Source organism: Mucilaginibacter sp. (genome assembly GCF_965277465.1).
Taxonomy (GTDB): domain Bacteria; phylum Bacteroidota; class Bacteroidia; order Sphingobacteriales; family Sphingobacteriaceae; genus Mucilaginibacter.
This window is the reverse complement of the sequence record NZ_CBDICW010000002.1, coordinates 2,332,910-2,346,916: the sequence shown is the minus strand read 5'-3', so window position 1 is coordinate 2,346,916 and position 14,007 is coordinate 2,332,910. Positions and strand designations below refer to the sequence as shown.

The window sequence follows — 14,007 nt, the reverse complement described above, 5'->3', positions numbered from 1 at the left end:
CTGGCCAAGCCATTATTGGCGATCGATAGCTGAGCGTTTGTTTCTTGCAAATCTGCTGCATATTTTTCCAGTAACCGCCGGGCAGTTACCCGTTCGGTAATTTCAAAAGACATAACTAAGACGCCTGTACGGTTACCATTGATATCAGTTAATGGCTGATAAGTATAATCAACAAATGTTTCGCGGATAGTACCATCTTCATTCTCAAATAATACCGGGCTTTCCTTAACATCAATAACCTCTCCCGTAGCCATTACCTGACGAAGCTGCCCGGCAAAGGGCTGATCGGCAAGATCAGGTAAAATCTCGAGAAAAGGCTTGTCGATAACTTCTTCGGCTGTTTTATTCCAGTAATTCAGGTTAGACTGGTTGATTAATTCCACGATCAGGTCTTGACCACGGATCACAACAACTGAAGCAGGCAGCATATTGATGATCTGTTGTTTTTGTAGCTCGCTTTCCGATAGTTCGGCCAGGCGTGCTGCTACTCTGTCTTCCAGATCGATATTGATATTTAACAGGCTTTCCTGTGATTGCAACAATTCTTCATTTGCAGCAGCTAATTCCTCGTTCGTTGCAGACAGTTCCGCGGTAAGGTTTTGTTCTCTTTCCTTTCCTTCTAACATTAACATGCGATTGTTATGAAGTTCCGATACGTCAGTTGCAGTGTGTAATATACAGTAAACCTCACCGTGTTCATTTTTTAAGGCACGATAGATAAAGTCGAAATAAAACCATTGCAATTCCCCGTTAACCATTAGCTGTGCTGCAGTGTCCTTTGCTTCGTAAGATATGCCGGTGCGCCAAACATTTTTTAACAGATCAAAAAATGGTTGGCCAATTAATTCAGGAACTGCATCCGGAAAGGTTTGACCGATTACACCTCTGTCTTTCCCCCAAAAGCCAATCATGGCATCACTGGCCATTTCAATCACCAGATCTTCAGTAGTATAAATTGCTGTAGCATCTTTAGATAATGAAAGTATTGCTATCAGATCATCATTATTAAATTTACGTGTATAAATAGCCATGAACCATTGATTTCTTGATCAAAATTAAATTAATTTAAAAATGTTTCGCGATTTTAATGGTTTTTTAAAGATCAATTCCCATGCCTAAAACCGCTTTAAAATTATCCCCCGGTTTCCCTAAAACAATCTATCGCGTTTTTACTATTATATTCTGGATGGGAGACCAGGTTTTACATGGTTCCGAATATCGGTTTGGAACCGTGCGACGGGCTTTGGCCGCATCTAAAAAGGGCCTGCAATGGTGCTCCCGGACGATTTTGTAGAAAATTAAGGCAATTATATCATTACGCGCTGCAATGCTTCTTTTTTAAACTAGTATAATTTGAGACCTGATTATGAACCAGTTTTACAGTAATATTTGCGAAAAGCTGGCTTTGCTGATAGGTGTACTTGCCTTCCATTTGGATGTAAATGTGCATGCCTTTCGATACAGACATATTAGGATAATTATATTTACTCCAAAGTAAAATTAAAGTTAAAAAACTAAGTGTATAAAATGTAACAAACCCTATACAAAAAACTTTTTGTATAGGGTAATTACTTACTGAATATTATAGTAAGTTATTATTCTTCGTAAAAACTACCTATTTAATAAGTTGCTATCATTCATTAATTATCTTCACCGTTTCATTTTAGTTCACGGGATCTAAATGGTTTTTAATGGATTGCCGTTTGCTGTGATCTGCTGATTTACGCTTATGGTTTTCCTCAGCTGCATCTATTGAATGGGTACAAGTTATGTCTTCTTCTCCTTCTGCTAGTTTGGAAAGCTGGGCATAAAATTTATGTATTTGATCTAATTCCTTTTCAGTAAGGTTTTCAATATCTACCATTCGGTTACTAGTGCCGGCATGCGATGCAAGCAATTCATTTAGTTTTAAGTGAATTGCTTTAGAGTCTTTATTCTGCGCTTTTTGAATAAGAAATACCATCAAAAAAGTAACTATGGTGGTTCCTGTATTTATTACCAATTGCCAGGTGTCAGAGTATTTAAAAATGGGTCCACTAACTGCCCAAACAAAAATGACAATTATAGCGAGTAAGAAGGCGGCTGAACTGCCGGTTGCCGCAGTAGCCCAATTTGAGAACCGCTCGAAAGAATTTGGTTTCTTTTTCATAAAGATGATTTTAAAGAAAATAATTAGTTACAGCCATCCATTAAAACACACGTGCGATAGTTATGAGCGTATTTATAGATATTCAATTTAAGAATCATATAATTCATACCTATTTCATATGAATCGCTAAAAGATTTGAATCAATTTTGTTTCCAAACTTTATCTTGCTGTTAAAAATTTATATTTTTCATCAAGAGCCCTTATAGCTGCTAGATGCTCCTTCAGTGTTGGGAGCATTTGCTGTGCAAAGGCCCGAACCTGCGGATCTCTGCCGTTAATGGCATAGGTCTGGAACATCGTCACAGTATTTCGGTGACCCGAGGCCATGGAATGAATATACTTCCGGTCAAACTCATCCCCTGATGTTTTTAAAAGATTGAGATCAGGCGGTGGCGTATCTGTGGCTGCCGAAGGGAGTTGTATACCCCGTAGTTTGGCTAGTTGTAATAGCTTTTTTTCGCCATCGCTTTGATCAGCAATCATCAACTGGCCAAATGATTTAATATCTGCTTGCGTTGCCATTTTTACTGCAAGTTTCCCAGCACCTACTTCCTGCAAGTTCACGATACTCGCCATAATCAGAAAATGACGGGCGGTGGTATCCGGGTCAGGTGCCTGGGCTTTTACGGTACATATCGCCATTCCGGCGATAAATACTAATACGGTTATTTTTTTCATAATACCAAATTTTATGGTTGTCCCACGCCTCCAGAAGATCCGTAAATTTGTCCTGTCGCAAAGCTGGCATCGGCTGCCGCAAGCTGAACGTAAATGGACGCCAATTCTGCCGGCATTCCCGGACGCCCAAACATGGTCCATTCCCCAAATGTTTGCTGTTTATCCGGCGTGGTACCGCCGCTTACTTGTAACGCCGTCCAAACAGGGCCAGGAGCTACTCCGTTTACCCTAATACCTTTTGGTCCTAATTGCTTTGCTAACGACTTAACATAGTTCATGGTTGCCGCTTTTGTTTGCCCATACGCATAAAGCCAAGGGTCAGGGTTATAAGCTTGCTCGGATGTCGTTCCTATAATGGCTGAGCCCGGCGGCAAATGCGGCAGCGCTTCGCGAATGATAAAGAACGGCGCGTAAATATTGGTTTTCATAATGGAATCAAACTCTTCGGTACTTACATCCAGTATAGATTCCGCGGCCTGCTGCCTTCCCGCATTACTGACTATAATATCTAATCCGCCCAATTCACCGATGGCCTCGTTTACCAATTTCTTACAAAAAGCTTCGTCGCGCAGGTCACCCGGAATTCCTACTCCTTTTCGTCCTTCCTTTTTGATCAAGGCGATCACTTCCTGCGCGTCCGGTTCTTCAGTAGGATAATAATTGATAGCCACATCAGCGCCTTCCCTCGCATAAGCGATGGCTGCGGCACGACCCATTCCGGAATCACCACCGGTAATCAGTGCTTTTCGGCCCGCTAACCTGCCCGAACCTTTATAGCTCGTTTCGCCGCAATCCGGCACCGGATCCATTTTACTCTGCAGCCCCGGCCATGGCTGCGGCTGGAATTTAAATGGTGGTTTAGGGTACATAGTCGTTGGATCAATAATCTTAGCAGGTCCATCGGGAGTTTTATTGCTCACCTTCCCCGCTGCAGCTAGTGCAGGCGATACCGCTGCCGCTGCAATGGTTGCGCCTAAACCGGCAATCACTTTTCGCCGGCTCATTTTATTTTCTTCGTTCATAGGTAGTGAGATTTTAGATAGTTTATGATTTTTTTTCTGGTACTTTTGCGCCTTTAATTCGGGCTTCCGATAAGCCGATAGCAATCGCCTGCTTTCTTGAAGTCACTTTTTTTCCATTTTTCCCGCTTTTTAGCGTACCTTCTTTTTCCTCGTGTAAAGCTTTGTGGACCTTGTCCTCTGCCTTCCTGAATATTTTGCCATAACTTTTTAATTAGATTTCAACTTAATCAAAGCGATTTTTATTTATTTCCAAAGTTGTATTTCTTAATATTAGCTTTCGATTTAACAGGTTCAGAATTCTCGGTTGGCTTTTGCTGCTCCCAGGGTTTCAAAACCACTTTCACACAATCTTCCTCTTTTTTGCTGAAAATATCGTAACCATGGGTCACTTCGCTTAAGGGCAAAGTGTGGGTGATGATATCATCCAATATCACCTTTTCATCTTTCACCAGTTCGATCAGATGGTCGACATAGTTCAGTACCGGTGCTTGCCCCCATCTTCAGCGTGATGCCCTTATCAAATAATCGGTGCAAAGGGAAGTTATCATAGGTCGATCCATATACGCCCATGATGGAAACGGTGCCCATACGGCGCACCGCCTTAAAAGCCATATCCAATACTTTCATACTACCGATCTCGAAGTTGAACATTGCTTTGGCTTTGTCCAGCAAATCGCGCTCGGGTTCAAAACCTACCGCGTCGACGCAAACATCTGCACCCCTTCCGCTTGTCATGGCGCGGATGGCTTCTACCACGTCCACTTCATGCGGGTTAAGCGTTTCCACTTTATTTACAGCCCGGGCCTTTTCGAGGCGATAGTTGAGCGGATCTATAGCGATCACACGGCTTGCACCATTTATCCATGCCGCTTTCTGCGCCATCAAACCCACCGGTCCCGAGCCGAAGATGGCGACAACTTCGCCACCTTTAAGCTGGGCCCAATCAATAGCCGACCATCCAGTCGGAAATATAGCGGTGAGGAACAACACTTGTGCGTCGGTCATGTTATCCGGCACTACCCTGGGGCTGATATCGGCATAAGGTACGCGGACATATTCTGCCTGACCTCCCGAATAACCGCCATAGAGGTCGGTATAGCCAAACAATGCCGCACCCTTTTGGTCAGTCATATCGCCATCCGGTCCATAATGTTTGTAATTGGAATTTTCGCAGCCCGGCGAAGCACCGTGTGTGCAAAAGAAGCAGTGCCCGCAAGCTATGGGAAAAGGCACAACTACACGGTCGCCTTTCTTTAGATTCGTAACTGCCTTCCCAACTTCTTCAACAATTCCCATAAACTCATGGCCCATCACCATCGGTTTAGGTTGCGGGACGCCTCCGCTAAGAATATGCAGATCGGAACCGCATATTGCTGTCGAGGTAACTTTTAAAATAACATCTGTATCCTGCTCGATACGCGGATCTTCGACGGTATCATAACGGATATCGCCTGGTTTGTGAAATACTGCTGCTTTCATAGAATTGGTTTACAATAAAAAAATAGTAGAAATTAGGCTGCGGCTGGGGAGTGGAGAAATCGGCAAATAGAATCTGAATAACTCAGTACCAATACTGTTCCACTCAGTTATTTTCAGTTTATATTTTTCAAATTATAGCTCATACTGCTTAAATGACTCCCTTGCATTATTAATAATTGTACTAAAACTCATTTTTGTGTCATTAATTTAGAACAGAGAAACGGAGAAATTGTATAATAGAAAAACGACCATTATGAAAGAGAGCAATAAGATTACATTTAAAAAACGTGATGGACAAAACTTAAGCTCCTGGCAAGTTGGGATACCGGGTATCGTTAATCCGGTACTATCAAAAATTTCGGAAACCATCTACGACTGCCTAATTATAGGCGGTGGCATTACCGGTTTAACTGCGGCGCTGCTTTTACAAAACACCGGTAAAAATGTGATGGTAGCGGAGGCAAATGCTGTAGGCTTTGGTACAACGGGTGGTACGAGCGATCACATCAATAATTTTGCAGACACGACTTATAAGGAAGCGGAACGCGCTTTCGGAAAAGAAGGTGCCAGCTTATTTGCCAAAGCAATTATAGAAGGACAAGATATCATCAAAGGGAACATTGATAACTATAAAATAGATTGTGATTACGAACCCAAATCAGCGATAGTTTATGCGGAAGATGATGAGCAGGTAGATCAGTTGACTTTACTTTTTGCGGGATTGGCGATGGTGGGTATTCCCGCCCGGTTTATTGATGAAATACCAGTTGAAATTCCTTTCAAAAAAGCCATTAACATTGAAAACCAGGCTCAGTTTCATCCTTTGAAATATTTGCAGGGCCTTCAGCGAGCTTTTCTCGCAGCAGGAGGAAATCTATTAGAAAATACACGAATCTATAAAGTAAATACAAGCGATGAAATTCATATAGCAGAATCATCCCAGATGACCATACGCGCGAAAAATATTATATACGCCACCCATATGCCGCCTAACATCAACGTGATGAACTTAGAAAAAGCGCCTTATCGCAGTTATGTGCTGGCCGTCAAATTCAAAAACGACAGTTATCCCGATGATTTGATCTACGATTTAGGAGAGCCTTATCACTATTTCCGCTCTCATACGGTTGACGGTGAAAAACTATTACTTGCGGGCGGCAAAGACCATAAAACCGGGCATGAAGATTCTGATAAGCAAATGGGAGAACTGGAAAAATATATCCGAAAATATTTTGACGTTTCTTCGATTAAGTATAAATGGTCGTCTCTATATTATATCCCTGTGGACGGTTTACCCTACATCGGTCAGTTACCCTTAGCAGCAAAAGGAATCTATTGTGCTACCGGTTTTAATGGCAATGGTATGATGCTGGGCTCGGTTGCCGCTAAGATATTAAGCGAACTCGTCATAAGCGGTACAAGCATTTATAAGGACTTATTTGATCCCTGCCGGGTTAAGCCGGTTGATAGCTTTAAAGAATTCGTTTCTGAGAATGCCGAGGTGGCCTATCACCTCGTGGCGGACAGGTTTGGTATACATGAAACTGATATATTGACAAGGATTGAACCCGGAACCGGGAAATTGGTCGAAGTTGACGGAAAAAAAGTTGCTGCTTACCGCGATGAAAAAGGAAAAGTTTACGCTTTAAAACCAACCTGCACGCATATGGGCTGTATCGTGAATTGGAACCCGGAAGAAAAAAGTTGGGATTGTCCGTGCCACGGTGCCCGGTTTGCAATTGATGGAAAAGTGTTGACAGGCCCGGCAACTATTAATCTTTTAGAAATAACAGAATAATTACCACCAAATGTGTAAAAGGGTATGGTTGTTCCAGGACGTTTGCATATATATTAGCAACGTCGATATCAAAACACATAGCAGAAAGATCAGGGTGATCCCGATAGTGCGGCCTAATCATTAAAAGCCATCGGCCGCCTAACCGGCACTTAGTTTTAAAACAATTGAATTGAAAATCCTTTTAGTATTTATCAATAAATTACCTAACATCGCACCAAAAATGATCGCCATTACTGTTAAGGTTATTACCGGTTGATGGATATAAGAATGGAGATGCAAAAGGAATCTAAAAACCGTGTAGCGATACTTGGCGGCGGGCCAAGTGGCTTATTCATGTTCAAGCGGCTTATCGAATCGGGTAAAACCGCAATGTCGGTCATTATTTTTGAGCGAAAAAACAGGCTGGGGGCAGGCATGCCGTATAGCCGGGAGGGTGCCGGTGATGAACATATCACCAATGTTTCCAGCAATGAGATTCCGCTGATTGTGACCACCCTGGCTGAATGGATCAAAACAGTACCCAAAGATACTCTGGCCACCCGGAACGCTTTAACGAATACAAAGTGCTACCGCGTTTACTTTTTGGCCAGTACCTGACCGCGCAGTTCGGCTTGCTGGAAAAGCAGGCTCGCGAAAAAGGGATAGCCTACGAAATTCACTATAAAAGTGAGGTGACCGATGTGATCGACCAGGCAGAGAACGAAACCGTTATCGTTGAAATTGCCGGTAAAGATAAATTTGAGTTCGACCGCGTGATTATTCTTACGGGACATAACTGGCCGCGCAAGTACGAAGGCCGATTAGAGAAGTACTTTGATTCACCTTACCCGCCGGCCAAACTGGCCTTAAAACTTGATCACCCGGTAGCCATTAAAGATTCATCGCTGACCGCTGTAGATGCAGTCCGGACCCTGTCGCGTCACAACGGAACATTTGAAAAAAGGAATGGTAAACTGACCTATAAACTAATGGATGCCGACTCAAAATTCAAAATGGTGCTGCATACCCGTAACGGCATGCTGCCGGCAGTAAGGTTCCATTTGGAAGATTCTCACTTGTCCAACGATTCCTTACTAACCAAGGAGGAGATCGCGGAACATATCAAAGCCAACGATGGCTTTTTATCGCTGGATTATGTTTTTGAGAAAGATTTCAAACTGCCTATAAAAGAAAAGGAACCAGAGTTTTATGAAACCATAAAGGATATGAAAGTAGAGGAGTTCGTTTCGGCTATGATGGAACTGCGCGGGCGTGTCGAACCGTTCCAATTGCTAAAGGCCGAATATGCCGAAGCCGAAAAGTCGATCAACCGAAGGGTGTCGGTTTACTGGAAAGAGATGCTGGGCGTATTGAGTTTCGCGTTAAATTATCCTGCGAAACATTATCCGCCGAAGATATGCAGCGGCTCTTGCATTCCTTATCACCGCTTATTTCTATCGTGATTGCCTATATCCCACAAAGTTCCAGTGAAGAACTGCTGGCCCTGCACAACGCAGGCGTACTGGACCTGGTGCCGGTTGGCGAAGATAATTTTGTGGAACCCGCGACTGAAAGTGGCGCGATCTATCATTATACCGATGAAACAGGTAAAATACGGTCTGATTATTTTCCGGCTTTTATAGATTGCGTTGGCCAGCCGCATTTGACTTATGAAGAATTTCCTTTTAAAAGCCTGATTGAAAGAAGAACGGTGAGCCCCGCCAAACTTAAATTCCGTTCAGCCGAAGCTGGACGGAAGGCCATAGCATCAGGGAAAGATGTTTCGCAAGATGAACAGGGTGATTATTATCTGAAAGTTCCCGGTATCACCCTTAATGATAATTTCCAGGTCGTGGATCCTTATGGGGCGCTCAATGAACGGATTTATGTCATGGCTGTGCCTTATATCGGCGGTTATGATCCAGATTATTCCGGCCTTGATTTTAGCGAGAAGGCTTCGTCCGCCATTATGAATTGATTATCAGCATGAAACTTTATTTATTATTATTAGGAGCAGATGCACCCGGCAGGAGTGTTGAACAGCACGATTACTTTTTCGGCATAGCAGATAAACCGGGAGACCTAGTGCCGGCGATTAGGGCCTATTGGCCGGAGGCTGGTAAGAGCCTGCATGTCGATGGCTGGCGCGAAGTGACCCGAGTAGAATCCTACGCAATTAGTGTAGCCTTGCAAAAGGATGAGATCGCAGCTTCCCCTGACCAATTGTACTTTTTGAATTTGGGCGGCTATACTTCTGGCAAACTCGAAGAACAGCATTACATCGTGTTGACAGTACAGGAGAACCGCGCCCTTGGCGTTCAGGCCGCTAAAAAGAACCTTTTTTATAAATCCAATTCTTTAAAAGGCATCGCGACGGCGCATATTGACGAAAAATATGGAGTTGATCTGGATAATGTCCACGAGATCGGCGAGCTGCTCTTACCGCCTACAAATCGCAGTATAAAATCGTGATCACTGCATCATCTGACCTTACTAAAGATGATATCCACCTCGGTTATTACAAGTTGGAAAAATTGTGAATGAAGCTGAACTTTGACCGACTGGATAAAAAAGAAACATGCCGGAAATCTGAAAAAATATGCCGACGAGGCAAAGACTTCCAGCAGGAAAATTGTTGCCGCATCGCCGAAAAGAATGCGGTGCAAATTATCCAAATGAATATCTTTTTGTGCATCTGGATTAAAGTTAGCAGTTAAGCTATATTTTCTTAAAATTCCATCGTTTAGTCTTCACAGGTGAAGTTACAAACACTCTTCTAAATTCGTTGTCATTCTTAAAACAAAGTTTGGACAGCGTTCTGGTCTCCACGTAAACCTCGAATTCAGGATGCTCAAATGGCCAGGGTTCGACGGTTAATATGTTCGAACTGCTTTTCATCATTACATACGGACGATGGTCGGGGCCTCCGCTGATTTCTATTCTTCGTTCTTCAGGTTGACTGTCTTCCTGGCACAGCAGCAAGGAAAGTGCATCACACCATTCCAGCAAATGATAATCAAATTCCGCTTGATCTTTCGTCATTTCTAGCTCTTTGCGCCATTGCGCCCTTAGTCTTTGCTGCGCCTTTAAAAATTGGATACCCTCCGCATGGCCCGCACAGTTTTTGCCAAAGACAAAATCGAGGTGCATACTGCACAATAAAGCGATATATCTGCTTTTACTCAATGACCTCTCGCCGGTTCTTATGCAATGATTCAAATCAAATTTTTTCATCCGGAAATCCAACGGACCACCCTGGGGTGTTAAAAGAGTATCTTGTTCAAGTTCAGTTTGCGCATCGTCATGTTCAGCAATTGCCATGAGCGTTTCTATCCATCGCTCCGTACGGTCCCGATGGCGCCATTGTGCGGCTAACTGGGCAGCCAAAAGCCCATGCGCACGCTGAGTAATCAGTTCCCATCCATTGGAATTATAATTGACTATCATTTGCAAAACTTTTGACTGAAAAATGTTGCTGCTTACTCGTTTTAAAGTTTACTACCATATTTTCCTGTTTTATAATCCTTTTGGTAAATGCTATGATATTGTCTAATGGTTTCCGCATATATTTGTGCATAATCGATGACAGTATCCTGCCACCCCTGATCCGTTCCAAATGCCATCAGTTCATCAATGGTTCCCGATCCCTGCATACCGCCGCTACGTAATTCGGCCGAAGCGGTAAGTGCCGCCATATCATCGATCACCCGATAGATATCACGATAATCTTTTAATTGGTTGAATTTGATCGTATCCTTGACCGGCTGAAGTTCCTGGATGATATAGGATTCTCCCCGAAAAGTTGTTGTGCTAAGCAACGCGGCGGGTACATTTTGCATCCTTTGCTGCACGCCGATTACCCTTGCTGCTTCGGAATCCCAACTGAGCTGCTGTACCGGTAAATAAGGCGACAGGGATGATTTTCGGGCCTGCTTCATATCCAGCAGTAAATACTTATTTTTTGTGTTTGTGCTTTTCAACGGAAATAAATAACGCTTAATACCTAAGCTTCCGGTTCCCGCAATCCGAAATACCGTGCTGATAACCTCGTAATTATAAGGACCGTCACTGCTGGTTTTAGTCCATTCGTCAATGTGCGATTTGAGTTCATGACGCAATTTTTTATCCAGCTTGTAGTGACGCTCATCCTCCAGCGATAGCATGATCCGTTTTTTTTTGCTAACGGTACGCTTTTTCAGTAGTTCCTTTTTACTGCTCTTAGTATCCGCAGTAAGAAATTCACAGACAATACCTTTTTTTGCAGTTCGAGGCTCTATGCTGATTGCTTTACCTTTAGTCAGTGTAGCTGAGTAGGTTTTAAGGAATAATTTAGCCATGTTGAGTGCCTTGGCATCTTCAATTTCTAGATTATCGAAAGCTATAAATATACTGGTTACCATTCTCGCCACTTCGTAGCTCGCTGGGGCCAATACCGCTTCATCGAAATCATTCAGATCAAAGTAAACTAGCTTGTTATCGCCTTTGTAACTTCCGAAATTTTCAATATGCAGGTCGCCGCAGATCCAAACCAGTGGAGATAATGGCAAAGGCCTTGCAAATGAGAGGTCCTCGTAAAACAAATGGCAAGTGCCCCGGAAGAACCTGAAAGCGTTCTCCGCCATTGCCTCATATTTGATCTGAAGCATTTCCGGTAGAAGTCCATAGTTAAAATTGGTTAGTCTGTTAAATAGCGTACTCATATTTAAAATTCTTTAACGACGAGAATCTGGTTATTAAGTCAAAATGAATAGGAATTAGCCTCCTGTAAAAGGATATCAATAAGATACTTTTCATCACCGCTCATTGTAAACCAGGTAAGCGCCTAAAACCAGTCCCATCCAATAGCTCCTAAGAGATATTTCCGGTGGGCTTTTGGTTTCGCCGTTTCGCCGTCCGCCATACTCAACGACGGTTCCACGTACGATTTTAATTTTCAATCGATGGTCTATGGTAAAATATAGTGGGGCCATATTGAAATTTTACAAAGTGGATGCGATTATTAGGAATATGGTGTCATAGTAGCATCGTGGTGAAAATGCATAAACACTAAAGTTCATTTGTGCGAAATTTAAACGGCATGTTAAATTAAATGGACAGTGATTGTAGTAAATTTAAACTGAAAGGATAGCCCCTTTGAGCATGTTGATCGATAAAAACACTAGAAATATAATTATAGTTGACGGGGACTGCATGTCAAAGTAACGATAGGCAGATTGTTTTTTGGCGTATCTTATTTCGTAGCAGACGCTTGATCCTTACCTTTTAGTTCATTACTTATGCTTTCATGGAATGCCTGCACAAAAGCGTTTTTTAATATGCCGACAAAAGTAGCCCAGCCGCTGGTCTTCGGGTCTTTAATATTGCCTTTGATAGGTATGATGGTCGCGATCTTTTTCGTTTTCGGATTTTTAACGACTTTGGCGAATAGTCCGATGACAGCCTTTTTAGCAACCCTCAATATCCCGCCTTTCTTTTTGATGTCTTTTTTTACGTTAAGCACCTTTAGGTTGCTAATAAAAGGTTTGACATAACCATCCATTTCGCTATTAGTCAATTTGAGTTTACTGAAGATATCGATATTGCCCTTTTCAATGTCGAACTTGAGGTTTGCTTCCAGGAAACCGTTTAGCGCTAGTAGATTCACGCCCGTTAATTGCAGGCCAGCATCAAAATCGGGCACATTTTTTAAAACATTTACTTTTGCGTTTATTTTTAATTTTCCATCACCAATAGACGAACCCGTCACGGTTAATGTAGAGGGCAAAGGATCGCCTTTCTTTTCGACATTTTCCAGGTTAAGCGCGGTCAATTGCATATGGTCAATATGCAGATCGGTATTCGGTTTTTTTTGAAAATCAAGGTAAGCAAACCTACCGTCGTTGATCTGCAGCTTATTAATATTAATCGGCATCAATGCCTTTACGGTTTTCGTCCAACTTTCTTTGGATGGCTCTTTGTCAATTTCTTCACTGGACAGGATATAGATGACGGGCTGATCCATATAGACTACACCCACCAAACGGCCTTTGAAGATCGCCCGCCATTCCAGCGAAAGGTCGGTATGACTAATTGTTAAAAAGGGATATTTAGCGGGATCGGTCTTCTTTTTAAGAACCAGGTTATCGATGGTATAAGCGCCGCGAATCAAATGAATAGTAATATTATCCACATGACCGGTATAACCGGGTAATTCATTCAGTTTTTTGTTGACATAATTTTTTACCATGCCGGGCAGCGCCAGGCGAACCACAATTATCGCCAATACCAATAGGGTAATGATGATATAAATCAGTTTCAGATTTTTGATAAACCTTATTGCCGGTTCAAATTTCGCCTTTTTTGTCATAACACAATGAAAACCAATATTATTACGGATTGTTGCGAAAATTTAATAATAGCCGTATCACAGTCTAATAGGTCAGCCCTTTTCTTTTTTCCAGGCCGATTTCAGGGCTGCATAGCCGGAATTTGCCTCGGCTTCTTTCCACTTGCTATAAAAAATCTGCGCAGCTTTCGCTTTTTCATCCTCCCCTGTTCCGCGTTTCAGTAGCGCATATCCATCCCCGGCATCGTATTTTTTGCCGCCTTTAAAATTCGCATAGCGCCGAGCGCGGGTATAACCCATTTGCAGGTATTTACGGGCCATGTCGGCCCCAACAAAATCATCATTGCTCAAATATTCCAGAAATAGGGAATAAATAGTTTCGCTGCTGTTGGTTGCCGCGGCTACATCTTTGAACCGCCAGTGCGGGCCGATCTCACTTTTGTAAGGCTCACAGGTCAGCACGCCCTGTTCGCCTTTGCCAACACGGTACGCTTCCGGGTGCAGCCGATAATTCACCCCGGGTTTCCAGGGATAATCTTCGGGTTTGAAGTTTAAATAAGATGGTCCGGCAGCCATG

16 protein-coding genes are annotated in these 14,007 nt (G+C 42.9%); 5 read left to right on the top strand and 11 right to left on the bottom strand.

Annotated elements, in window-relative coordinates; all coding sequences use genetic code 11:
* From ACQY4U_RS22690 to ACQY4U_RS22660, 7 genes are all read right to left on the bottom strand, one after another.
* Positions 1–1,031, bottom strand: a 1,031-nt coding sequence (locus ACQY4U_RS22690) for a PAS domain-containing protein (RefSeq protein ID WP_428331746.1), incomplete at its 3' end; no start/stop codon positions are given.
* A gap of 632 nt (positions 1,032–1,663) precedes the next feature.
* Positions 1,664–2,149, bottom strand: coding sequence for a low affinity iron permease family protein (locus ACQY4U_RS22685; protein WP_428331745.1), 486 nt, complete (start codon positions 2,147–2,149; stop codon positions 1,664–1,666).
* Positions 2,150–2,308: 159 nt separating this feature from the next.
* Positions 2,309–2,827 carry a DUF4142 domain-containing protein gene (locus tag ACQY4U_RS22680; protein ID WP_428331744.1) on the bottom strand — a complete coding sequence of 173 codons (519 nt, stop codon included), beginning with the start codon at positions 2,825–2,827 and terminating at the stop codon, positions 2,309–2,311.
* Between the two features lie 11 nt (positions 2,828–2,838).
* Positions 2,839–3,933, bottom strand: a complete 1,095-nt coding sequence (locus ACQY4U_RS22675) for an SDR family oxidoreductase (RefSeq protein ID WP_428331743.1) — start codon at positions 3,931–3,933, stop codon at positions 2,839–2,841.
* Positions 3,872–4,042 carry a DUF6496 domain-containing protein gene (locus ACQY4U_RS22670; protein ID WP_428331772.1) on the bottom strand — a complete coding sequence of 57 codons (171 nt, stop codon included), beginning with the start codon at positions 4,040–4,042 and terminating at the stop codon, positions 3,872–3,874. The genes ACQY4U_RS22675 and ACQY4U_RS22670 overlap by 62 nt, the downstream gene beginning before the upstream one ends.
* Positions 4,043–4,088: 46 nt before the next feature.
* A complete protein-coding gene (locus ACQY4U_RS22665) occupies positions 4,089–4,298 on the bottom strand; it encodes a hypothetical protein (RefSeq protein ID WP_428331742.1) in 210 nt (69 codons plus the stop codon).
* Positions 4,288–5,328 (bottom strand): alcohol dehydrogenase catalytic domain-containing protein, encoded by a 1,041-nt coding sequence (locus tag ACQY4U_RS22660; protein ID WP_428331741.1) that lies wholly within the window; start codon positions 5,326–5,328, stop codon positions 4,288–4,290. The genes ACQY4U_RS22665 and ACQY4U_RS22660 overlap by 11 nt, the downstream gene beginning before the upstream one ends.
* Before the next feature lie 253 nt (positions 5,329–5,581).
* Between ACQY4U_RS22660 and ACQY4U_RS22655 the strand changes: the two genes are divergently transcribed.
* The 5 genes from ACQY4U_RS22655 (at position 5,582) to ACQY4U_RS22635 (ending at position 9,577) form a co-directional block, all read left to right on the top strand.
* Positions 5,582–7,126: an FAD-dependent oxidoreductase gene (locus ACQY4U_RS22655; protein ID WP_428331740.1), complete on the top strand. Its 1,545-nt coding sequence runs from the start codon at positions 5,582–5,584 to the stop codon at positions 7,124–7,126.
* A 255-nt stretch (positions 7,127–7,381) separates the two neighbouring features.
* Positions 7,382–7,723, top strand: a complete 342-nt coding sequence (locus ACQY4U_RS22650) for an FAD/NAD(P)-binding protein (protein WP_428331739.1) — start codon at positions 7,382–7,384, stop codon at positions 7,721–7,723.
* The gene (locus tag ACQY4U_RS22645) at positions 7,630–8,568 is read left to right on the top strand and encodes an FAD/NAD(P)-binding protein (protein WP_428331738.1); all 939 of its coding nucleotides are present in this window, start codon (positions 7,630–7,632) and stop codon (positions 8,566–8,568) included. Before ACQY4U_RS22650 ends, ACQY4U_RS22645 begins: the two co-directional genes overlap by 94 nt.
* Complete coding sequence (locus tag ACQY4U_RS22640) at positions 8,565–9,083, top strand: hypothetical protein (protein WP_428331737.1); 519 nt, start codon at positions 8,565–8,567, stop codon at positions 9,081–9,083. The genes ACQY4U_RS22645 and ACQY4U_RS22640 overlap by 4 nt, the downstream gene beginning before the upstream one ends.
* Positions 9,084–9,091: 8 nt before the next feature.
* Positions 9,092–9,577: a DUF1543 domain-containing protein gene (locus ACQY4U_RS22635; RefSeq protein ID WP_428331736.1), complete on the top strand. Its 486-nt coding sequence runs from the start codon at positions 9,092–9,094 to the stop codon at positions 9,575–9,577.
* A 246-nt stretch (positions 9,578–9,823) separates the two neighbouring features.
* Here the strand turns inward: ACQY4U_RS22635 and ACQY4U_RS22630 are convergent, their stop codons facing one another.
* The 4 genes from ACQY4U_RS22630 to ACQY4U_RS22615 all read right to left on the bottom strand — a co-directional run bounded on the left by ACQY4U_RS22630 (position 9,824) and on the right by ACQY4U_RS22615 (position 14,006).
* Positions 9,824–10,552 (bottom strand): DUF3891 family protein, encoded by a 729-nt coding sequence (locus tag ACQY4U_RS22630; protein ID WP_428331735.1) that lies wholly within the window; start codon positions 10,550–10,552, stop codon positions 9,824–9,826.
* 41 nt (positions 10,553–10,593) lie between these two features.
* Positions 10,594–11,805, bottom strand: a complete 1,212-nt coding sequence (locus ACQY4U_RS22625; protein WP_428331734.1) for a DUF2252 domain-containing protein — start codon at positions 11,803–11,805, stop codon at positions 10,594–10,596.
* A gap of 530 nt (positions 11,806–12,335) precedes the next feature.
* Entirely contained in the window at positions 12,336–13,451 is a 1,116-nt protein-coding gene (locus tag ACQY4U_RS22620) for a DUF748 domain-containing protein (protein ID WP_428331733.1), read from the bottom strand.
* A gap of 72 nt (positions 13,452–13,523) precedes the next feature.
* Positions 13,524–14,006, bottom strand: a complete 483-nt coding sequence (locus ACQY4U_RS22615; RefSeq protein ID WP_428331732.1) for a DUF4385 domain-containing protein — start codon at positions 14,004–14,006, stop codon at positions 13,524–13,526.
* Between the last annotated feature and the right edge of the window lies 1 nt (position 14,007).

What these genes read in the sequence shown, in the direction of transcription:
- ACQY4U_RS22680 (WP_428331744.1), bottom strand. Translation starts at nt 2,827, where the DNA reads ATGAAAAAAATAACCGTATTAGTATTTATCGCCGGAATGGCGATATGT.
- ACQY4U_RS22650 (WP_428331739.1), top strand. Translation starts at nt 7,382, where the DNA reads ATGGATATAAGAATGGAGATGCAAAAGGAATCTAAAAACCGTGTAGCG.
- ACQY4U_RS22645 (WP_428331738.1), top strand. Translation starts at nt 7,630, where the DNA reads ATGGATCAAAACAGTACCCAAAGATACTCTGGCCACCCGGAACGCTTT.
- ACQY4U_RS22660 (WP_428331741.1), bottom strand. Translation starts at nt 5,328, where the DNA reads ATGAAAGCAGCAGTATTTCACAAACCAGGCGATATCCGTTATGATACC.
- ACQY4U_RS22685 (WP_428331745.1), bottom strand. Translation starts at nt 2,149, where the DNA reads ATGAAAAAGAAACCAAATTCTTTCGAGCGGTTCTCAAATTGGGCTACT.
- ACQY4U_RS22620 (WP_428331733.1), bottom strand. Translation starts at nt 13,451, where the DNA reads ATGACAAAAAAGGCGAAATTTGAACCGGCAATAAGGTTTATCAAAAAT.
- ACQY4U_RS22635 (WP_428331736.1), top strand. Translation starts at nt 9,092, where the DNA reads ATGAAACTTTATTTATTATTATTAGGAGCAGATGCACCCGGCAGGAGT.
- ACQY4U_RS22615 (WP_428331732.1), bottom strand. Translation starts at nt 14,006, where the DNA reads ATGGCTGCCGGACCATCTTATTTAAACTTCAAACCCGAAGATTATCCC.
- ACQY4U_RS22625 (WP_428331734.1), bottom strand. Translation starts at nt 11,805, where the DNA reads ATGAGTACGCTATTTAACAGACTAACCAATTTTAACTATGGACTTCTA.
- ACQY4U_RS22630 (WP_428331735.1), bottom strand. Translation starts at nt 10,552, where the DNA reads ATGATAGTCAATTATAATTCCAATGGATGGGAACTGATTACTCAGCGT.
- ACQY4U_RS22655 (WP_428331740.1), top strand. Translation starts at nt 5,582, where the DNA reads ATGAAAGAGAGCAATAAGATTACATTTAAAAAACGTGATGGACAAAAC.